We start from the raw sequence: 20,144 nt of genomic DNA, 5'->3' as shown, positions 1-20,144 counted from the left end.
TCACGAACCCTCGGGCTGGAGGGTCAGGGTGTCGACCGTGGCCTTGCCCACGGCGTCCTTCCCGAAGGGCCAGTCCAGCAGTTCGCCGTCGGCCCACAGCTTCGTCTGGTCCGTGTAGTGGTCGTGGTACGCGTGCCCCGAGGCGCCCGTCAGGTTGATCCAGCGGGACTTGTCGAAGTCGGCGAGGTTCACGACCATCCGCATCGAGGGCACCCAGGTGACCCCGTACCCGCTGGAGGCGTTCCAGCCGGTCGCGTTGACGGTGGCCTCGCCGCCGCCCAGGTTCCAGGGGCCGCGGTTGAGGAGCCACTGGAGGTAGCCGGGGCCCTCGGTGCCGATCGTCTGGTTCTTCAGCATCAGCTGGTGCATCCGGCCCCAGCTCCAGGTCGACTGGTCCTTGCCGAGCTTGGCGGTCAGCTCCCAGCGGGCGTCCTTCATGGCCCGCGCGAAGAGCTGGTCGCGGTTGGTGGTGGCGGCCACGGTGCGGCCCACGGCGGGCGACTTCCACCACTGCGAGTCCTCGTCCTTGACCAGGCGGCGCACCACCTCGAACCAGCGGTCCCCGCCGTCCGGCTGCGCCGAGTCGGAGGCGCGCTCACCGCATTCGCGGACCATCTTGGCGAGGTCGTCGGCCGGTCCGGTGGTCTGCTCGGGGACGTTCATGCAACTGCCCTCGACCCGCAGCTCCTTGGGCATCTTGTCGCCGAAGGCCAGCTTGAGGATGTTGCGCCAGACCGCGTTGAAGTACGCGGCGGCCGCCGAGTCGGGCTCCTGGGTGTAGTTCCAGCCCTCCAGCAGCTTCTGCGCGGAGCGGACGTCGGGGTCCGAGACGTTGATCTTGGCCAGCATCGGGGTCAGCAGCGCGGCGATCTCGCTGCTGTTGTCCATCTGCATGGTGCGCATGTCGTCGGTGGAGATCTTCCCGCTGTCCTTGATCTTCGCCTCGATGAGGTCGTTGATCCGCTGACTGCGGGCGCCGTAGCCCCAGTCGGTGGTCAGCAGGTACGGGTACTTGCCCGCGCCGGTGCCGCTCTCGGTGACGGCCTGGTTGGCGGTCACGATGAAGCCGCGGTCGGGGTTGTACACCCACGGCATCTCGTCCTGCGGGACGTAGCCGGCGCTGCCGTCCTTGCCGCCCTTCCAGGCGTACTTGGAGTCCCAGCCCGGGGTCGGCATCCTGCCGTCCGCGCCGGCGCCGCGGATCGGGATGCGGCCGGGGGCCTGGTAGCCGATGTTGCCCGTGGCCCCCTTGTTGTCCGCGTAGATCAGGTTCTGCGAGGGGACCTCGAAGTCGCGGGCCGCCGCACGGAACTCCTGGAAGTTCTTGGCCCGGTTGATCGAGAAGACGGCGTCCATCGACTTGCCGGGGTCCAGCGCGGTCCACCGCAGGGAGACCCCGTAGCCGTTGCCGCGGTCCGGGGCGGCGCTGCTCACGGGGGCGCGGGCGCCGACCGTGGAGATCTCGTCGCTGCGGTCGGAGATCAGCGGGCCGTTGTTGGTGGACCGGACGGTGATCTTCTTCTCACCGCCGCCGGCGATCTTGATGACCTCTTCGCGGGTGGCGAAGGGGAGCACCTTGTTGTCGTAGACGTAGCCCTCGGGCTTGACCTGCTCCAGGAAGAGGTCGGTCACGTCGGCGCCGAGGTTGGTCATGCCCCAGGCGATGTCGGCGTTGTGGCCGATGATCACGCCCGGCATGCCGGAGAAGGTGTAGCCGGCCACGTCGTACTTGCACGAGGCCGAGGCCGCCCGGCAGTGCAGGCCCATCTGGTACCAGACCGAGGGCAGCTGCGGCGAGAGGTGCGGGTCGTTCGCGAGCAGCGGCTTGCCGGTGGTCGTGTACCTGCCCGCCACGACCCAGGAGTTCGAGCCGATGCCGCTGCCGGCGGGGCCGAGGATCGCGGGGATCGTGTCGAGGGTGTCGGCCAGCGCGCTCAGCGAGGTGCGCAGGCCCACGGTGGCGCCCTGGGCGGTGGCGTTGCCGGCCAGGCCGGTCTCGCCGGCGGTCTGGGTGGAGACCTGGGAGCCGGTGGTGCTTCCGCGCCCGCCGGAGCTCACGGGGCTGCCGGAGCCGGGACCGGCCGCGGGGGCGTACTTCCCGCCCTTGACGGTGCCGCCCTCGACGATCGGACGGTTCCGGTCGAAGGGGTACGGCGGGTAGAGCTCGTCGATCTGCGCCTGCGAGAGCTTGCCCGTCATCAGCGCGCGGTCGATCTCGTCCTGCATGTTGCCGCGCAGGTCCCAGGCCATCGCCTTGAGCCAGGCCACCGAGTCGACCGGGGTCCACTGCTCGGGCGCGTAGGCGTCGCTGAGCTTGAGGGCGGCGTGCTCGACGGAGAGGTCCTTGCCGGACTTCCCCTTCAGGTACGCGTTGACCCCGTCGGCGTAGGCCTGGAGGTACTTCTTCGTTTCGGGCGCCAGCTTGGTGTCGTACTCCTGCTGCGCGACCTGGCGCCAGCCGAGCGTGCGCAGGAAGGCGTCCGTCTCGACCTGGCCGGCGCCGAACATCTCGGAGAGCCGCCCGGAGGTCATGTGGCGGCGTACGTCCATCTCCCAGAACCGGTCCTGCGCGTGGACGAAGCCCTGCGCGCGGAAGAGGTCCTCGTCGGAGTCGGCGTACAGCTGGGGGATTCCGTTGGCGTCGCGCTTGACGTCGACGGTCCCGGTCAGGCCGGGCACCTTGAGGGAGCCGGTGGTCTGCGGGAACGAGGCCCGCACGCTGTCCACGCTCCAGTACGCCCCGTACCCGAGGCCAGCGAAGAGCGCCAGTACCAGGACGAGCACGATCAGACGGGCGCGTCGTCCCTTCTTCTTGACGGAAGGGGCGGTTTCGTTGGCGGGCATCGCTGTCCTTAGAGGGGCAGGGTGGTCCTGGGAGTGCTGGGAGCAACCATAGGCGCAGGACCGCCCGGGGTGATCCGCCAGGGGTCGGGCTCGTGGTCCGCCCCCCTGCCCCGCCCCCTGCCGCGGCTCGTGACGAGGGGTCATGAGGACAGGGCCCCGCAGCCGTTTCACAATGTGGCTAATGAGTAAAGGGCGAGCCAAAGATTAGGTAAGGTAACGAAGTACTTGCCGACCGTGCTCGCGCCGGAACGATCCGTCAGTCCGACGTCCGCCGTTCCGCCGTCGCCTGGCACATCGAGGAAAGGGCCGCCCGCTGACTGTCCACACGCTCAATGAGCTCATGCTGGTCTGCTCGCTCGTGCTGCTCGTCGCCGTGGCGGCGGTGCGCGTCTCTTCGCGCAGCGGACTCCCCAGCCTGCTCATTTACCTCGGCATAGGCATCGCGATAGGCCAGGACGGCATCGGCAACGTCGTATTCGACAACGCCGAGCTGACCCAGGTGATCGGCTATGCGGCCCTCGTGGTGATCCTCGCCGAGGGCGGTCTGGGTACGAAGTGGAAAGAGATCAAGCCGGCCCTGCCGGCCGCGATCGTGCTGTCGCTGGTCGGCGTCGCCGTCAGCGTGAGCGTGACCGCGGCGGGCGCGCACTACCTGGTCGGCCTCGAATGGCGGCAAGCCCTGCTGATCGGCGCGGTCGTCTCCTCGACCGACGCGGCGGCCGTCTTCTCGGTCCTGCGCAAGGTCCCGCTCCCCTCCCGGATCACGGGTGTGCTGGAGGCCGAGTCCGGCTTCAACGACGCCCCCGTGGTCATCCTGGTCGTGGCCTTCGCGACCGTCGGGCCGGTCGACCAGTGGTACGTCCTCCTCGGCAAGATCGCGCTGGAACTGGCGATCGGCGTCGCCATCGGCCTGGCCGTGGGCTTCCTGGGCTCGTACGGGCTGCGGCACGTGGCACTGCCCGCCTCGGGCCTCTACCCGATCGCCGTGATGGCCATCGCGATCACCGCGTACGCGGCCGGCGCGATGGCCCACGGCTCCGGCTTCCTCGCGGTGTACCTGGCGGCGATGGTGCTCGGGAACGCGAAGCTCCCCCACTGGCCCGCCACCCGGGGTTTCGCGGACGGGCTCGGATGGATCGCCCAGATCGGCATGTTCGTCCTGCTCGGCCTGCTGGTCACCCCGCACGAGCTGGTCCACGACTTCTGGCCGGCGGTGATCATCGGGCTGGTGCTGACGATGGTGGCCCGGCCGCTGGAGGTCTTCGTCTCGCTGCTGCCCTTCCGGCTGCCCTGGCAGGAGCAGGCGCTCATGTCCTGGGCGGGCCTGCGCGGGGCCGTGCCCATCATCCTGGCGACCATCCCCATGGTGTCCGGGATCGAGGGCAGCGAGCGGGTCTTCAACATCGTCTTCGTCCTGGTCGTCGTCTACACCCTGGTCCAGGGCCCGACCCTGCCCTGGCTCGCGCGCAAGCTGAAGCTGGGCAACAACGACGAGGCCGCCTCCGACCTGGGGATCGAGTCGGCGCCGCTGGAAAAGCTGCGCGGACACCTGCTGTCCTTCGCGATCCCGCCCGCCTCGCGGATGCACGGCGTCGAGGTGAGCGAGCTTCGGCTGCCGCCCGGGGCTTCCGTCACGCTGGTCGTACGGGACGCGCGCAGCTTCGTACCGGCGCCGTCGACCGTGCTGCGGCGCGGGGACGAGCTGCTGGTGGTGGCCACGGACCCGGTGCGGGACGCGGCGGAGGCGCGGCTGCGGGCGGTGGCCCGGGGCGGCAAGCTGGCGGGCTGGCTGGGGACCGGCGGGGACGGCGCCGTGGGCGCGGCCGGGAAGGCCAAAAGCACCGGCAAGGGCACGGGCAAGAGCACCGGCAAGGGCCCTGGCAAGCGCTCCGGGAAGGGTTAGAGCGGCGCTCTAATTCTGCATTTTCGACGACTTTTGCCCGGATTCACCCCTGTTTACGTGGGGTCTGAATGCGAAGTTCCAGTTAATCGCAGGTGAAGATACGCCCTGTCGCCCGAATCACAGGGCGTATCGGTCGATCTGCCTGTACGATTAAGGAACAACACATCGAACCAACTCTGCCTGACGCAGAGCTGGCGCGACCGCAAAGCGGCCGTGGCACCCTCCCGCAGTGGGCGCCCAGGTATCACTCGGTTTTGCGCAAGAGGACAGCTCTCGGGTCTCCCACATGTACGGGTGCGATCGCTCACAAGGCGCCGCATCGTCCGCAGACGGGGAGTTCTACCAGGCAGCGGAAAGGCCAGGCCGTGACATCCGCGGTCACGACCGACAAGTCCGCCAAGTCCAGCCGACCCGGCTACGGGCAGCTCCTGCGCACGCCCGGCGCCCTCGGCTTCGTTCTCCCGGGATTCGCCGCGCGACTCCCCTTCGGCATGCTGACGATCAGCATCCTGCTGCTCGTCCAGCACACCACCGGTTCCTACGGCAGCGCCGGCATCGTCGCCGCCTTCACCGGTATCTCCATGGCCGTGTTCGCCCCGGTCATGGGCAAGCTCATCGACCGCCACGGCCAGAGCGCCGTCCTGGTCCCGGTGGCCCTCGTGCACGCCACCGCCGTCAGCTCCCTGGTGGCGTTCGCGCTGCTGGGCGCGCCCGTCTGGGCGCTCGCACTGGCGGCCGTCCCCGCCGGTGCATCCGTCCCGCAGGTCGGACCCATGGTCCGGTCCCGCTGGGCGGCCAAGCTCGAAGGCTCCCCGCTGCTGCCGACGGCCGCCGCGTTCGAGTCCGTCACCGACGAGTTCACCTTCGTCGTCGGCCCGGTGCTCGCCACCGCGCTGTGCACCGGCATCAACCCGGCGGCCGGCCTGGTCACCGAGGCCGCGCTGACCCTGATCGGCGGCCTGCTCTTCGCCGCCCAGCGCGCCACGCAGCCCAAGCCCGTCGCCCGCCCGGCGCACGGTGAGAAGCACGCTCCGGCCCTGTCCTTCCACGGACTGCGCGTCCTGATCGTCGCCTTCATCGGCATCGGCGCCGTCTTCGGCGGCATGCAGGTCTCGCTCGCCGCCTTCTCCGAGGAGATCGGCAACCCGGGCGCCAACGGTCTGCTCTACGGCGTCTTCGCCGCGGGCAACATGATCGCCGGCATCGCCTGCGGCGCGATCGCCTGGAAGATCGGCCCGCGCCGCCGCCTGATCCTCGGCTACATCGGCCTCACCGCGGCCGCCTCGGTCCTGTGGGCCGCGAACTCGATGATCCTGCTCGGCGCGCTCGGCCTGGTCGTCGGCCTGTGCATCGCCCCCGCGCTGATCACCGGCTACACCATGATCGAGAAGCTGATCCCGGCCACCTCGCGGACCGAGGCCTTCACCTGGCTCACCGGCGGCGTCGCCTTCGGGCAGGCCGGCGCCGTGACCCTGGCCGGCCGCCTGACGGACGCGCACGGGTCCTCGTACGGGTTCCTCGTGCCGATGGTGGCCACCGCGCTCGCTCTGGCCATCCTGCTGGCCCTGCGTGCGAAGCTGGCCCCGAAGGCCCCGAGTCGGATCGTCAGCTCGTCCAAGCCGGCCGCCTCGGCCACCTCCGCGGCACCCGCCGCGGGCGTGAACGAGCGTGGTCTGGGTCACCGCGTGCCGGTGACGGTGGACTGATCCGCCGGAATACGTCACCATGGAGCGTCGTTAGCACTCATTGAGTGAGAGTGCCAGGAGGAAATTCGTGCCGACCTACCAGTACCAGTGCACCGAGTGCGGTGAGGGCCTTGAGGCCGTGCAGAAGTTCACCGATGACGCGCTGACCGTGTGCCCGAGCTGTGACGGACGCCTGAAGAAGGTGTTCTCCGCGGTCGGCATCGTCTTCAAGGGATCCGGTTTCTACCGGAACGACAGCCGCGGCGCTTCGTCGAGCAGCACCCCTGCCTCGAAGCCCGCGTCGACGCCGGCCACCGCCCCGGCCGCTTCGTCGTCCTCGTCCTCGACGGCTTCGTCGTCCTCGACCTCGACCTCCTCGTCGTCGTCGAGCTCGTCGGCCGCCTGACGCGCTCCAAGGCTTCACCAGCTGCATAGCTTCATCCGAGGCCCTGCCGTCCCCATGGGACAGCGGGGCCTCGGGCGTGCCCCGTTAGGGTGGTCCGCATGGTGAATGCAGAGATCGGTGTCATCGGCGGATCGGGCTTCTACTCCTTCCTGGAGGACGTCTCCGAGATCCAGGTGGAGACGCCTTACGGGCCCCCCAGCGACTCCCTCTACCTCGGCGAGCTCGCCGGCCGGACCGTGGCCTTCCTGCCCCGGCACGGCCGCAGCCACACCGTGCCGCCGCACAAGATCAACTACCGGGCCAACCTGTGGGCGCTGCGTTCCGTGGGCGTCCGCCAGGTGCTCGGTCCCTGCGCGGTGGGCGGCCTGCGCTCCGAGTACGGCCCGGGCACCCTGCTCGTCCCCGACCAGCTGGTCGACCGTACGAAGTCCCGCGCCCAGACCTTCTTCGACGGCGAGCCGCTCCCGGACGGCTCCGTCCCCAACGTCGTGCACACCACCTTCGCCGACCCGTACTGCCCGGTGGGCCGCTCCGTGGCGCTGGCCGCGGCGCGCGGGCGCGAGTGGGAGCCGGTCGACGGCGGCACCATGGTCGTCATCGAGGGGCCCCGCTTCTCCACGCGCGCCGAGTCCCGCTGGCACGCCGCGGCCGGCTGGTCGGTGGTCGGCATGACGGGCCACCCCGAGGCGGTCCTCGCGCGCGAGCTGGGGCTCTGCTACACCTCGATGGCGCTGGTCACGGACCTGGACGCGGGCGCGGAGACGGGCGAAGGGGTCTCCCACACGGAGGTCCTCAAGGTCTTCGGCGAGAACGTCGGGCGCCTGCGCGAGGTCCTCTTCGACGCCGTGGCCGCCCTGCCCCCGACCGGGTCCCGCGCCTGCCTGTGCACCCACGCCCACGACGGCTGGGACCTGGGCATCGAGCTGCCGTAGCCGCCCCTCACACTGGCGGGGTGAACGACACCGCCGACCCCCGGATCATCGTCGCCCTCGACTTCGGCGACCTCGACGCCGCCGAGGCCCTGGTGGCACGCCTCGGTGGCGCCTGCGGGTTCTACAAGGTCGGGCTGGAGCTGCTGACCGCCGCCGGGCCCGACCTCGTCCGCGGGCTCGTCGGGCAGGGCCACGAGGTCTTCCTCGACCTGAAGCTCTTCGAGATCCCGAACTCCGTGGCCGGCGCCGTGCGCGCCGCGGGCGCGCTGGGCGTGTCCGTGGTGACCGTGCACTCCATGGGCGGTACGGGCATCATGGCGGCCGCCGTGGACGCGGCGCGGGAGTTCCCCGGGCTACGGGTGCTGGCGCTGACGGTGGTCACGAGCATGAGCGGGAGCGACCTCGCCGACATCGGGATCGGCACGGGAACCGACGAACAGGTGCTGCGGCTGGCCCGGCTGGCGGCGGAGGCCGGCTGCGACGGGGTCGTCGGATCGCCCCGGGAGGCCGGGGCGCTGCGCAAGCTCCTGGGGCCGGACCGGCTGATCGTCACGCCGGGGGTGACGCTGCCGGGCGGGGAGCCGGGCGGGCACGCCCGCGCCGACACCCCGTGGGCCGCCTTCGCGGCCGGGGCCTCGCACGTCGTGGTGGGGCGGTCGGTGACCCGGGCCGCGGATCCGGTGGCGGCGCTTCGGAGGATCGCGGTGGGGCGGTAACTCCTGCGGGCGAGAGGGATATCCACAAGCTGGGGATCCTCCACAGGGCCGAGCGGGATCCGGCGGGACGGCGGATCGTGAGGGACGTCCGGGCGCTGGGTCCGGGCTCCGGACCCCGGAACACTCCCTCAGGTGGTGGCCGTCATGACCGCGAACTCCCGCGTCCCTTCCCTCTCCTCCCTCTCCTCACCCCATACGCACACCCCGGTGCGCGCCTCCCCCGTCCCCCGGCACCCCTCTTCCGCTCCGTGTCCCCCCGCGCGCTCCGTTCCCCTCTTCGCCCCGCTCCGCGTGGGGCGGGCCGGGGACCGGCTGCGCAGGGCGGTGCGGCGCCGGCGGCGCGGGGCGGCGGCCGGGCTGGCCGTCGTGGCGGCCGTACTGGCGGTGGGCGGCACCGAGGCGCGGGCCTCGCGGGGCTCCGCACCGCCCGCGGCGCAGCCGCCTCCGGCGGCGGTGCGGCTGGTGTCGGCGCCGGTGCGCATCGCGGACGCGGCGACGGTGCGGCTGCTGCGGCCCGGGGACCGGGTGGACGTGGTCGCCTCGGAGCGCGGCGGGCCGCCCCGGGTGGTGGCGGCGGGGGCCCGGGTCGCCGAAGTACCCGCTCCGGAGCCGGGCGTTGGGGACGGCGGGGCGCTGGTGGTGCTGTCCGTTCCCCGGGACACCGCGCGGGCTCTCGTGGGGGCGGGGACCGTTTCCCGACTGGCGGTGACGTTGTGTTGAATCGTACGAACGTGCGGACAAGTCACCGTGGGGGGAGGGTCGATTGGACACCCATGACCCAAACTGCCGTAGCTTTCGGAACCGTTGGCTCCATGTTCGGCAGATACGAAGAAAGGCTCAGTGGTGAGCGAGAAGAAGAAGGTGAGCGTGCTGGAAGGCTTCAAGGCCTTCCTGATGCGCGGCAACGTGGTCGACCTGGCGGTGGCCGTGGTCATCGGCGCCGCGTTCACGAACATCGTGAATTCTGTCGTGAAGGGCCTCATCAGCCCGGTGATCGGCCTCGTCGGCACGCAGAGTCTGGACGCCTACAAGACCTGCATCAAGGAACCCTGCGGGGTCGGCACGGACGGCAAGCCGACGGGCGTGGAGCTCCTCTGGGGCTCCGTGCTCAACGCCGCGCTGACCTTCCTGATCACCGCCGCGGTCGTGTACTTCCTCATGGTGCTGCCGATGTCGAAGTACCTCGCCCGGCAGGAGGCGCGCCGCAAGGCCAAGGAAGGCGTCCAGGAGACCATGGAGATCACCGAGCTGGTGGTCCTCAAGGAGATCCGCGACGAGCTGATCGCCCAGCGCGGCGCGGGTGGCGGGAACGTCCACCCCGACGCCCCGAGCCCCCGGCTCTAGGCGGGCTCCGCGGTCAGACGTGGTGCGGGGGCTTCTCGTCGAGGAAGCGGGCCAGGTCGGCCGCGCTTCCGCCGGCGGGCGGCCGCTCGCCCCAGCCCCGGTCGGTGTCGTCCGAGGACTGCTGGTCCAGCGGGTCTCCGAAGTCCAGCCGCGGCTTGGGCCGGTCCTTCGGCTGCGGCTGGGACTCGGCCGCGGGCTCCGGCCGTGCGGACTTCGGGGCGTGCGGGTCGGTGGCGGGGGCGTCGCTCATGCCTCCAGGGTACGGCCGCCCCCGCCACCGGCCCCGCTCAGCTGGGAGCCTCGGCGCCCTTGCGGGCGTAGAACCAGTAGCAGACCACCAGGCACGTGGCGTAGAAGCCGATGAAGATCCACAGTGCGTTGGTGACGGCCATGGCCGCGAACATCGCGGGGATGAAGAAGAAGCCGTAGGCGGCGATGGCCGAGGAGAAGCCGGTGACGGCTCCCGACTCCATCTCCGACTGCTTCAGCGCCGCGGCCTGCGCCTCGGGACCCTTGCCCTCGGCCTGCTTCATGTGGTGGTCCCGGAAGATCACCGGGATCTGCCGGAAGGTCGAGCCGTTGCCCAGGCCGGAGAAGGCGAAGGCCACCAGGAAGCCGATGTAGAAGGGCCAGAAGTTGCCCTCCTGGCCTCCGGCCGGAAGCGCGAAGATGACCACGACGAGGGCCGCCGCCATGCCGACGAAGGACAGGATCGTGACCCTGGCTCCGCCGATCTTGTCCGAGAGCCAGCCGCCGCCCCAGCGCGTGAGGGCCCCGATGAACGGGCCGATCCAGGCGTAGGTGGTGGCCTGGTAGCCCTGCCCCTCGAAGTTGTTCTTGATCAGCAGCGGCAGGGCGGCCGCGAAGCCGATGAAGGACCCGAAGGTGCCGACGTAGAGCCAGGTCATCAGCCAGTTGTGCTTGCGCTTGAAGATGATCTTCTGCTGGCTGAAGGGGGCCGCGGCCACCTTCAGGTCGTTCATCAGGAACCAGGCGGCCAGGGCCATGATGACCAGCAGCGGCACCCAGAGGAAGGCGCCGTTCTGCAGCCAGACGTCGGTGTTCTTCTTCGCGTCGCGCTGCGGGCCGCCGGCGGGGGCACCCAGCACGGCGGCGGTGACCACCAGCGGGGCGACCAGCTGGACCACGCTCACACCGAGGTTGCCGAGCCCGCCGTTGAGGCCGTTGGCGCTGCCCTTCTCCCGCTTGGGGAAGAAGAAGCCGATGCTCGCCATCGAGGAGGCGAAGTTCGCGCCGCCGATGCCGCACACGGCCGCAATCAGGGCCAGCTCCCAGTACGGCGTACCGGTGTCCTGGAGCGCGAAGCCCAGCCACAGCATCGGCGCGATCAGGATGATCGTGCTGAAGGCGGTGAACTTCCGCTCGCCGAACATCGGCCCGATGAAGGTGTAGAGGATCCGGAAGGTGCCGCCGGTGATGCCGGGGATGGCGGTCAGCCAGAACAGCTGCGACTTCGAGAAACCGAAGCCGACGTCGTTCAGCCTGACCACGGTCACCGACCAGACCTGCCAGACCACGAAGCCGAGCATCAGGGCCGGGATCGAGACCCAGAGGTTGCGCTGGGCGACCCGGTGGCCCTTGGACTGCCAGAAACCCTCGTCCTCGGGCCGCCAGTCGGCGATGGTGGCGCCGGGCTTGTAGCTCTCGGCGCGGTGGCTGCGGGGCGCCGGCGGAGTCGGCGTGGGTATCGACATGGTCATCGGTCCTTCGGGTCGAGGAGCCACAGTCCGATCACGACGAGGAAGGACAGGATCAGGAATCCCGCTCCCCACCAGGCCGTTCCGGTGTTTCCCTTCATCCACTCGTTGACGGTCACGGTGAGTGCCCAGAGCTGGCCGATCACGACCGTGAGGGCCAGGGTGAGGCGCGCGTTGAGCCGTGAGGAGCGCTCGGGCTCCTGCTCGGTGCCGGCTCCCGGTCCCGGGCCCGTGCTCCGGACCCGGGGGTCCCCGTACCCGCTGGTGGAGCGGATCTGCGGGTACCGCTCGCGCACCGGGCGGTTGAGCCGGGGCTGGTCGCTGCCCGGGTGGTACTCCGGGCGGGGCGGCAGCGGTGTCTCGCTCATGTGGGCCTCCTCTCGGTGGTGCTCGCCCGGGCCGAGCCGGGGCAGCCCAGGCGGGCGGACTCGGCCGGGTGGGAGTCGCCGAACTGCCGGCAGAGCGCGTCCTTGGCCGGCTCTCCCGACCGTGCGGTGGCCACGGCCCAGACACTGCCGTCGGCCTGCTCGGTCAGGTAGATCTTCGGCAGCGGGCGCGGCGGCGGACCGGCCGTCACCTCGCCGGTGCGGGCGTCGAAGACACCCTCGTGGCAGGGGCAGTACAGCTCCCCGTCGGGGCCCCGGTCCTCGCGCCACAGCACCCCGCAGGCCAGGTGGGTGCAGACGGCGGAGTAGCCCACGAGGGAGCCGTCCCCGAGGCGCACGGCCAGGGCCCGGTCCTCCTCGCCCGGGAACCTGAAGGCCACGGACTGGCCGGGGGGCAGCAGGTCGGCGACCTTCTTCGGATCGGGCAGGCCCTCGTTGTCGCCGTGCCGGTGCAGGATGCCGGCGGCCACGCCGACACCGCCGATGGCCAGGCCTCCGGAGACGGTGGCGACGATCCGCAGGTAATCACGGCGGGTGGTCAGGGAATCGGCGCTGATCCGGTCGCGCAGCTGCTCGATCGCGGCGTCGGCGGCCGCCCCGCCGTCCGCATGACCGTCGCCCTGACGCCCTGGGTGCGGAGGGGGCTGCTCGGTGACGCTCATCGGACGTCCCTTCCGTTGATCTCGACGACGGGCAGGCCGCCGGGGACGGGCCACTGGACCTTGTCGGCGGGGACGACCATGGCCACGCCGGTCTGGACGACGACGTCGCCGAAGACGAAGGAGTCGGCGACCTGCACGCCGGGGCGCTCCGCCTGGAGCTCTTCGAGGGTTCCGTAGAAGAGGGCCCCGGTCGGGCAGACGGTCGCGCACATCGGGGCGAGGCCGTAGGCGGTGCGGTCGTAGCAGAGGTTGCACTTCATCTGCAGCTTCGCCTGGAGGTCGATCTTCGGGATGCCGAAGGGGCAGGCGTTGACGCAGTTGGAGCAGCCGATGCAGCGGGTGGTGTCGGCCTGCTGGACCACCCCGTCGGCGGTCACCAGGATCGCGTCGGCGGGACAGACCTCGGCGCAGGGTGCGACCGGGTCCTCGCAGTGCATGCAGACGCTGGGGAGGGAGGCGACGGACATGCCGGGTTCGGTGTAGTCCAGGTGGATCATCGATTTGCCGCGGTGCGAATCGCACTCGCGGCAGGCCGATACGCACGCCTGGCAGCCGATGCAGCGACCCGGGTCGATGAAGATCGTGCGGCCCATCATGGCGGGTCAGCTCCTCTCCGCCGTGCCACGGCCCTGCGGGGACGTGGGGGGCAGGGGGTCGGTGCGGGAGACCTGGGCTTCCGGATAGGCCTCGCGCCCCGGCGGGGTGGGCGGGGCGGGGACCTCGTCGACCCGCTCGGCGGCCTCGATCCGGGCGGCGCAGACCTTGTACTCGGGGATCTTCGAGCGGGGGTCGAGGGCGTCGATGGTCAGGGCGTTCGCGGACGTCGGGACGGGCCAGTGGTACGGGATGAAGACGGTGTCGGGCCGGATCGCCTCGGTGACCAGGGCCGGGAACACCTCGCTGCCGCGCCGGGTGACCACCCGGACCGGTTCGCCGTTGCGGAAGCCGTGCGAGGGGTGGACCTCCACCCAGGGGCGGGGGGTCTGCTCGACGAGGGCGCCCAGGCGGCGGGTCTGGTTGCCGGAGAGGAAGTGCGCGACGGTGCGGCCGGTGGTGAGGGAGAGGGGGAATTCCTCGGTGTAGGCGTCCATGGGCGGATGCCATTCCACGACCTGCATGTGGATCTTGCCGTCGGGGTGGTAGGTCCGGCCGTCCTCGAACAGCCGGGGGGTGCCCGGGTGCTCGGTGGAGGGGCAGGGCCAGACGATCCCGCCCGTCTCGTCGAGGCGTTCGTAGGTGATGCCGTAGTAGTCGTTGACCGTGCCGGCGGAGGCGACGCGCAGCTCCTCGAACACCTCGCGGGAGCCGGGGAAGTCGAAGTGCTTCCCGGCTCCGAGCCGCCGGGCGAGCTCGCAGATGACCCAGGTGTCGGTCCGCACCCCGGCGGGGGGTTCCTGGGCCTTGTTGTGCTTGACCACGCGGGCCTCGGCGTTGGCCATCACGCCCTCGTCCTCGGCCCAGGTGGTGACGGGGAAGACCACGTGGGCGTTGGCCGCGGTCTCGGAGAGGAAGAAGTCGAACTGGGCGTGGAACTCGGCGGTGTCGTAGCCGTCCTTGACCACCGCGTAGTTGGGGAGGGAGACGAAGGGGTTGTTGCAGATGCCGATGAGCCCGCGGATCTCCCGCCGCTGCATCTGCCAGACCATCTCCATCATGGAGGTGCCGGCGCCGGGGAGTTCGGACTCCTCGATGCCCCAGATCTGGCAGATCTGCTTGCGGTGCTCCGGGTTGGTGATGGAGCGGCCGCCGGGCAGCAGGTCGGACTTCTGGCCGTGCTCGCGACCGCCCTGGCCGTTGCCCTGGCCGGTGATGGTGCCGTAGCCGGCTCCGGGCTTGCCGATGTGTCCGGTGGCCACGCACAGGTTGATGACGGACAGGCAGTTCTCGACGCCCTGGGAGTGGTGCTCGATGCCCCGGGCGTGCCAGGCCATGGCCTTGTCCGCACCGGCGAAGACGCGTGCCACCTGGACGATCTGCGAGGCCGGTACCCCGCAGATCTCCGCGGAGCGGGAGGGCGGGTACTCGGCGACGGTCTTCTTGACCTCGTCCCAGCCGGTGGTGTTCGCCGCGATGTAGGCCTCGTCGGTGAGGCCTTCGGAGATGACCACGTTCAGCACGGCGTTGAAGAAGGCCGAGTCGGTGCCGGGCTTGATCGCGACGTGGATGTCGGCGGTGCGGGCGATGGCCGTCTCGCGCGGGTCGATCACGATGAGCGAGGCGCCGCGGTCCCGTGCGCCCCACAGGTACTGGGTCATCACGGGGAAGCACTCCCCCACGTTCGACCCGGCGATGAGCAGGCAGTCGGTGAGGAGGATGTCGGAGAAGGGGTTGCCGGCCCGGTCGATGCCGAAGGCCAGCTTGTTGGCTCCGGCGGCGCTGACCATGCACAGGCGGCCGTTGTAGTCGACGTGCTTGGTCTTCAGGGCGACCCGGGCGAACTTGCCGACCAGGTAGGTCTTCTCGGAGAACAGGCTGGCTCCGCCCAGCAGCCCGAAGGCGTCGTTGCCGTGGGCCTCCTGGATGCGCCGGATCTCCGAGACGGTGAAGTCCAGGGCCTCGTCCCAGGAGCACTCCTTGAACTCCTCGTCCCGGGAGCGCCGCATCAGCGGGGCGGTCAGCCGGTCGGGGTGGTTGACCTGCTGGTAGGCGTTGATGCCCTTGGGGCACAGCCGCATCCGGTTGATGTCGTGGTTGCGGGGCTCCACGCCGAAGACCTTGCCGCCCTTGTCCACGCGCAGGTACATCCCGCACTGCACCCCGCAGAAGCAGCAGTGGGTGGGGACGAGGGTCTCGCCGTTCTGGTCGGCGTGCCACTTGTCGGCGGGGATGCCGCCGGCGTCGCGGAAGTTGCGGGTGCCGGGCGGGGCGATGGAGGGGTCGATGGAAATGCTCACGGGCCGGGACGCGGCCTTGGCGGGGTCGGTCGCGGTCACTTGAAGCCCTTCTTCACATGGGTCAGGTAGGCGTTGCCGCGCAGGACCCGCTTGCAGCGCGGGCAGTACTCGGCCCAGGCGTCGAAGTCGAGCTTCAGGTCCTTCATCGTGCCGCGCAGGTTCTCCACGTAGGGCGCGGTGTCGATGGGCTCCTCGCAGCGCTTGCAGAGGAAGACCTGCTCGTCCTGGCGGGCCGTGTACTTGAAGAGCTGCATGCCGACGGCGGCCGGGCGCTGGACGATGTGGAAGAACTTCCCGAACGGGATGTAGATGAGGGTGAACACCACCGACACCATGTGCAGGATCGCGAGGAACTCGTATCCGCCGCCGTGCAGGAAGATCGAGGAGAAGGTCAGCAGCAGACCGGTCACGGAGATGACGATCAGGCAGATCAGCGGCAGCAGGTCGTAGGCGAAGCGCTGGCCGGTCATGGCTCCGCGGTCCTTCATCCGCCGGTACAGGAAGTACGAGGCGCCGGGGATGACGAGGACGGCGGCGATGTCCAGGCCGTGGAACATCAGCCAGCCCAGGATGTTCAGCGAGTTGAAGCCGAGGACCTTGATGCCCCAGATCCGCATCTCGTACCCGGGGCCCGTCGCGCTGTCGCCGGTGAAGGTGAACCAGCCCCAGGTCAGCGGGAAGGTGATCGCCGCGGCGAGCAGGCAGCCCCAGAACATCAGCTGGTGGGCGATCCAGCGGGGGCGCGAGCGGGCGCCGAGGAACTTCTGGAAGCCCAGGTAGGTGGCGATCATCTTCGGCACGGCGGTGGGCGCCTTGCGGAAGTTGTCGGCCGAGAAGAAGCTGCCGAAGCCCTTTTTGAACAGGCGGCGCGCGCCGGGGGCCGAGACCCACACGGTGTACCGGTAGGCCACGCCGAAGGCCAGGAAGACGGTGGCGACGGCGTAGGGCAGCAGGGCCGAGTCGAAGTCCCGCAGCAGCCTGCTGCCGAGCACGATCGCGACGATGAGCAGGAGCGAGACGACGGTGCCGGCCAGGGTGGCCCGTGCGGTGACGGACCGCCCGGCCGGCGGCGGGGTCTCGGGCGCCGGTGGAGGCGGCGCGGCGTCGATGACATCTGAGGGCTCGGACACAGCACCACGCTAGGTGGTCTGTACCGATTCGGCCCGTTATATGGAGCTTACGGGTGCGCCGTTCGAGTGATGACTCGGGCGGGCCCGCGCGCGGGCCCGCACCGCTCAGACCGCGTTCAGTCCCTGCGCGGCGAAGATCGCCTTCGCCTCGGCGACCTGTGCGGCGCTCGGCGACGGCGTGTCGTGGAGGGTGAACTTCATGTCGAGCGCCTCCCACTTGCTCTCGCCGAGCTTGTGGAAGGGCAGTACGTCGACCCGCGAGACGTTGCCGAGGGTGGCGGCGAAGGCGGCGACGCCCTCGACGTTCTCCGTGGCGTCGGTCAGTCCCGGCACCAGCACGAACCGCAGGTGCACCTCCTTGCCGAGGTCGGCGAGGCGGCGGGCGAAGTCCAGGGTCGGCTCCAGCGGGCGGCTGGTCACCTTCTTGTACGTCTCGCGGTCCCAGGACTTGATGTCGAGGAGCACCAGGTCCACGTCGCGCAGCAGCGCGTCGGTGGCGCGGGCCCCGAGGAAGCCGGAGGTGTCCAGGGCGGTGTGCAGTCCGAGGTCGTTCTTCATCCGGTGCAGCAGTTCGCCCGCGAAGACGGGCTGGAGCAGCGGCTCGCCGCCGGAGATGGTGGCGCCGCCGCCGGAGGCGGAGATGAACTTGGTGTACTTGCGGGCCTCGGCGATGACGTCGTCGGCCGAGGTGCGCTTGCCGTTGCGCATCCGCATGGTGTCGGGGTTGTGGCAGTACAGGCAGGTCAGCGGGCAGCCGGACAGGAAGGTGACGAACCGGGTCCCGGGGCCGTCGACCCCGGTGGACAGGTCCCAGGAATGCACCGTGCCCTCGCTCGGCCGCTGCGTCGCGGCGGCGGCGGGCGTCTGGCCGGCGCTCACGCTGATCGCGTTGGCGTGGCCGACGGGGAGGCTCGTACCGAAGAGGACGGTCATGGCAGGTGCTCCAGCTTCCAGATTCCGTGGGCTGATCTGGTGACGCGCGGTCCCGGGGCCGGGCGAGGGCCGGCCCCGGGCCGCGCGTGCTCGTGGGTCTCTCCGAGGGGTCAGAGAGAGCCGTGGAAGGTGCGGTTCAGCACATCGAGCTGCTGAGCGCGCGTGAGGCGGACGAAGTTCACCGCGTATCCGCTGACGCGGATGGTGAGCTGCGGGTAGTTCTCGGGGTGCTCCATGGCGTCCATGAGCGTGTCGCGGTTGAGCACGTTCACGTTCATGTGGAAGCCGTCGACCGCCATGTAGCCGTCGAGGACGCCCGCCAGGTTCTTGATCCGCTCCTCGGGGGTGCGGCCCAGGCCGTCGGGGGTGACGGTGTTGGTCAGCGAGATGCCGTCCTCGGCATCCTCGTACGGGAGCTTCGCGACCGACAGCGCCGAGGTGACGTAGCCGTGGGTGTCGCGGCCGTTCATCGGGTTGGCGCCCGGGGAGAAGGGCTCGCCGGCGCGGCGTCCGTCCGGCGTGTTGCCGGTCTTCTTGCCGTAGACCACGTTCGAGGTGATGGTCAGCACCGACTGGGTGTGCTCGGCTCCGCGGTACGTGGGGTGCTTGCGGATCTTCTTCATGAACTCCTCGACCAGCCAGACGGCGATCGAGTCGACGCGGTCGTCGTTGTTGCCGTAGGCCGGGTAGTCGCCCTCGATGGTGTAGTCGGTGGCGAGGCCGGTCTCGTCGCGCACGGCGGTGACCTTGGCGTACTTGATGGCGGCCAGCGAGTCGGCGGCGACCGAGAGGCCGGCGATGCCGCAGGCCATGGTGCGGCGCACGTCGCGGTCGTGGAGCGCCATCTCGATGCGCTCGTAGGCGTACTTGTCGTGCATGTAGTGGATGACGTTCAGGGCGTGGACGTAGGTGTCGGCGAGCCATTCCATCTGCTCGTCGAACTTGGCCATGACCTGGTCGTAGTCCAGCACCTCGGAGGTGAGGGCTCCGGTGGACGGGCCGACCTGGGCGCCGGACTTCTCGTCGCGGCCGCCGTTGATCGCGTAGAGCAGGGTCTTGGCGAGGTTCACGCGGGCGCCGAAGAACTGCATCTGCTTGCCGACCGGCATCGCCGAGACGCAGCAGGCGATGGCGGTGTCGTCGCCGAAGCGCGGGCGCATCAGCTCGTCGGACTCGTACTGCACCGAGGAGGTGTCGATCGAGACCCGGGCGCAGAACTCCTTGAAGCCCTGCGGCAGCTGGGGGGACCAGAAGACGGTCATGTTCGGCTCGGGGGCCGGGCCGAGGTTGTAGAGGGTGTGGAGGTAGCGGAACGAGGTCTTGGTGACCAGCGGACGGCCGTCCTCGCCCATGCCGGCGATCGACTCGGTGACCCAGGTGGGGTCGCCGGAGAAGAGCTCGTCGTACTCCGGGGTGCGCAGGAAGCGGACGATGCGGAGCTTGATGATGAAGTCGTCGACCAGCTCCTGGGCCTGCTCCTCGGTGAGGATGCCGGCCTCGATGTCGCGCTGGAGGTAGACGTCGATGAAGGTGGAGGTGCGGCCGAGCGACATGGCCGCGCCGTTCTGCTCCTTCACGGCGGCCAGGTACGCGAAGTACAGCCACTGGATGGCCTCGCGGCCGGTGGTGGCCGGGCCGGAGATGTCGCACCCGTAGGAGGCGGCCATCGCCTTGAGCTCGGCGAGGGCGCGGATCTGCTCGGAGAGCTCCTCGCGCAGGCGGATCGTCTCCTCCAGCGAGCGGTTGCCCGCGGGGAGGGAGTTGATCTCCTCCTTCTCCTCCTTCTTGACGGCGATGAGGCGGTCGACGCCGTAGAGGGAGACGCGGCGGTAGTCGCCGATGATGCGGCCGCGGCCGTACGCGTCCGGCAGGCCGGTCACGATGCCGGCCTTGCGGGCGGCGCGGATGTCGGGGGTGTACGCGCCGAAGACACCGGCGTTGTGGGTCTTGCGGTACTCCGTGAAGACCTTCTCCAGGTCGTCGGAGACCGGGTAGCCGTAGGTCTCCAGGGCGCCGGCGACCATGCGCCAGCCGCCGTAGGGCATGATCGCGCGCTTGAGCGGGGCGTCCGTCTGGAGGCCGACGATCAGGTCCTTGTCGCGGTCGATGTAGCCGGGGGCGTGCGCGGTGATCGACGACGGGATGTCGTACGAGACGTCGTAGACGCCCTTCTCGCGCTCCTCCGGGAACTTGTCCGTGATCGCCTTCCACACGGCGGTGGTGCGCTCGGTGGGGCCGGCGAGGAAGGTGTCGTCACCCTCGTACGGCGTGTAGTTCTGCTGGATGAAGTCGCGGACGTCGATGGCGTCGCGCCACAGACCGCCCTTGAAGCCGTTCCAGGCTTCGCCGTTCTTCGTGGTTTCCGCAGGGGTGGCAGTCATCGCCCGCACCTTCCGAGTCGCCTCATTGCTTGTATCCATTGCACGCCTTTTGATCGATCATTTGGCGCCGCGTTGGTCCCGAGCTGGGGCCCGAAAGTCCCCTGATCCCCAGCCCCAAGGGTCTCCCATCACGCCTGACCTGGCACTTTGGGCAGGTCAAAGGTCCGTCGTGCGCTTGTGAAAACTTTCACAAGATTCTCGGAAAAGCCT

17 protein-coding genes are annotated in these 20,144 nt (G+C 70.1%); 7 read left to right on the top strand and 10 right to left on the bottom strand.

From position 1 onward, the window contains the following. Positions 1-2,844: a penicillin acylase family protein gene (locus OHA37_RS22940; protein WP_266908018.1), complete on the bottom strand. Its 2,844-nt coding sequence runs from the start codon at positions 2,842-2,844 to the stop codon at positions 1-3. A 340-nt stretch (positions 2,845-3,184) separates the two neighbouring features. Here OHA37_RS22940 and OHA37_RS22935 point away from each other — a divergent pair, with 340 nt between their 5' ends. From OHA37_RS22935 to mscL, 7 genes are all read left to right on the top strand, one after another. Next, complete coding sequence (locus OHA37_RS22935; protein ID WP_266908016.1) at positions 3,185-4,747, top strand: potassium/proton antiporter; 1,563 nt, start codon at positions 3,185-3,187, stop codon at positions 4,745-4,747. 365 nt (positions 4,748-5,112) lie between these two features. Then, positions 5,113-6,453 (top strand): MFS transporter, encoded by a 1,341-nt coding sequence (locus OHA37_RS22930; protein ID WP_266908014.1) that lies wholly within the window; start codon positions 5,113-5,115, stop codon positions 6,451-6,453. A 67-nt stretch (positions 6,454-6,520) separates the two neighbouring features. Then, positions 6,521-6,838, top strand: coding sequence for an FmdB family zinc ribbon protein (locus tag OHA37_RS22925; protein WP_266908012.1), 318 nt, complete (start codon positions 6,521-6,523; stop codon positions 6,836-6,838). Between the two features lie 98 nt (positions 6,839-6,936). Next, positions 6,937-7,770: an S-methyl-5'-thioadenosine phosphorylase gene (locus OHA37_RS22920; RefSeq protein ID WP_266908010.1), complete on the top strand. Its 834-nt coding sequence runs from the start codon at positions 6,937-6,939 to the stop codon at positions 7,768-7,770. A 20-nt stretch (positions 7,771-7,790) separates the two neighbouring features. After that, positions 7,791-8,486, top strand: coding sequence for an orotidine-5'-phosphate decarboxylase (pyrF, locus tag OHA37_RS22915; protein WP_266908008.1), 696 nt, complete (start codon positions 7,791-7,793; stop codon positions 8,484-8,486). 144 nt (positions 8,487-8,630) lie between these two features. Beyond that, on the top strand, positions 8,631-9,206 hold the full coding sequence (locus OHA37_RS22910) for a hypothetical protein (RefSeq protein ID WP_266908006.1): 576 nt from the start codon (positions 8,631-8,633) through the stop codon (positions 9,204-9,206). Positions 9,207-9,326: 120 nt separating this feature from the next. After that, positions 9,327-9,830, top strand: a complete 504-nt coding sequence (mscL, locus tag OHA37_RS22905; RefSeq protein WP_266908004.1) for a large conductance mechanosensitive channel protein MscL — start codon at positions 9,327-9,329, stop codon at positions 9,828-9,830. A gap of 13 nt (positions 9,831-9,843) precedes the next feature. Here mscL and OHA37_RS22900 read toward each other — a convergent pair whose 3' ends face one another. The 9 genes from OHA37_RS22900 to pflB form a co-directional block, all read right to left on the bottom strand. After that, positions 9,844-10,080 carry a hypothetical protein gene (locus tag OHA37_RS22900; RefSeq protein ID WP_266908002.1) on the bottom strand — a complete coding sequence of 79 codons (237 nt, stop codon included), beginning with the start codon at positions 10,078-10,080 and terminating at the stop codon, positions 9,844-9,846. A gap of 37 nt (positions 10,081-10,117) precedes the next feature. After that, positions 10,118-11,545 (bottom strand): NarK family nitrate/nitrite MFS transporter, encoded by a 1,428-nt coding sequence (locus OHA37_RS22895; RefSeq protein WP_266908000.1) that lies wholly within the window; start codon positions 11,543-11,545, stop codon positions 10,118-10,120. A gap of 2 nt (positions 11,546-11,547) precedes the next feature. Continuing rightward, positions 11,548-11,916: a DUF6755 family protein gene (locus OHA37_RS22890; protein ID WP_266907998.1), complete on the bottom strand. Its 369-nt coding sequence runs from the start codon at positions 11,914-11,916 to the stop codon at positions 11,548-11,550. Next, a complete protein-coding gene (locus tag OHA37_RS22885; protein WP_266907996.1) occupies positions 11,913-12,596 on the bottom strand; it encodes a QcrA and Rieske domain-containing protein in 684 nt (227 codons plus the stop codon). Before OHA37_RS22885 ends, OHA37_RS22890 begins: the two co-directional genes overlap by 4 nt. Further along, positions 12,593-13,192 (bottom strand): 4Fe-4S dicluster domain-containing protein, encoded by a 600-nt coding sequence (locus OHA37_RS22880; protein ID WP_243335392.1) that lies wholly within the window; start codon positions 13,190-13,192, stop codon positions 12,593-12,595. The genes OHA37_RS22885 and OHA37_RS22880 overlap by 4 nt, the downstream gene beginning before the upstream one ends. 6 nt (positions 13,193-13,198) lie before the next feature. After that, positions 13,199-15,529, bottom strand: coding sequence for a molybdopterin oxidoreductase family protein (locus OHA37_RS22875; protein WP_266907994.1), 2,331 nt, complete (start codon positions 15,527-15,529; stop codon positions 13,199-13,201). After that, positions 15,526-16,620, bottom strand: a complete 1,095-nt coding sequence (locus OHA37_RS22870; protein ID WP_266907992.1) for an MFS transporter — start codon at positions 16,618-16,620, stop codon at positions 15,526-15,528. Before OHA37_RS22870 ends, OHA37_RS22875 begins: the two co-directional genes overlap by 4 nt. A 105-nt stretch (positions 16,621-16,725) precedes the next feature. Then, positions 16,726-17,553 (bottom strand): pyruvate formate-lyase-activating protein, encoded by an 828-nt coding sequence (gene pflA / locus OHA37_RS22865; RefSeq protein WP_266907990.1) that lies wholly within the window; start codon positions 17,551-17,553, stop codon positions 16,726-16,728. Positions 17,554-17,663: 110 nt separating this feature from the next. Beyond that, positions 17,664-19,934 (bottom strand): formate C-acetyltransferase, encoded by a 2,271-nt coding sequence (gene pflB / locus OHA37_RS22860; RefSeq protein ID WP_266907988.1) that lies wholly within the window; start codon positions 19,932-19,934, stop codon positions 17,664-17,666. Between the last annotated feature and the right edge of the window lie 210 nt (positions 19,935-20,144).

Origin of the sequence: Streptomyces sp. NBC_00335, from assembly GCF_036127095.1 — a bacterium.
In the GTDB taxonomy this organism is placed as follows: domain Bacteria; phylum Actinomycetota; class Actinomycetes; order Streptomycetales; family Streptomycetaceae; genus Streptomyces.
Note: the sequence above shows the minus strand (reverse complement) of the source record. Positions and strands in the feature narration are given on the sequence as shown.

Bases quoted from the DNA above. Each gene is read 5' to 3' on its own strand.
- OHA37_RS22940 (WP_266908018.1), bottom strand. From the start codon at position 2,844: ATGCCCGCCAACGAAACCGCCCCTTCCGTCAAGAAGAAGGGACGACGC.
- OHA37_RS22935 (WP_266908016.1), top strand. From the start codon at position 3,185: ATGCTGGTCTGCTCGCTCGTGCTGCTCGTCGCCGTGGCGGCGGTGCGC.
- OHA37_RS22920 (WP_266908010.1), top strand. From the start codon at position 6,937: ATGGTGAATGCAGAGATCGGTGTCATCGGCGGATCGGGCTTCTACTCC.
- OHA37_RS22910 (WP_266908006.1), top strand. From the start codon at position 8,631: ATGACCGCGAACTCCCGCGTCCCTTCCCTCTCCTCCCTCTCCTCACCC.
- OHA37_RS22900 (WP_266908002.1), bottom strand. From the start codon at position 10,080: ATGAGCGACGCCCCCGCCACCGACCCGCACGCCCCGAAGTCCGCACGG.
- OHA37_RS22895 (WP_266908000.1), bottom strand. From the start codon at position 11,545: ATGTCGATACCCACGCCGACTCCGCCGGCGCCCCGCAGCCACCGCGCC.
- OHA37_RS22890 (WP_266907998.1), bottom strand. From the start codon at position 11,916: ATGAGCGAGACACCGCTGCCGCCCCGCCCGGAGTACCACCCGGGCAGC.
- OHA37_RS22885 (WP_266907996.1), bottom strand. From the start codon at position 12,596: ATGAGCGTCACCGAGCAGCCCCCTCCGCACCCAGGGCGTCAGGGCGAC.
- OHA37_RS22880 (WP_243335392.1), bottom strand. From the start codon at position 13,192: ATGATGGGCCGCACGATCTTCATCGACCCGGGTCGCTGCATCGGCTGC.
- pflA (WP_266907990.1), bottom strand. From the start codon at position 17,553: ATGACCGTCCTCTTCGGTACGAGCCTCCCCGTCGGCCACGCCAACGCG.
- pflB (WP_266907988.1), bottom strand. From the start codon at position 19,934: ATGACTGCCACCCCTGCGGAAACCACGAAGAACGGCGAAGCCTGGAAC.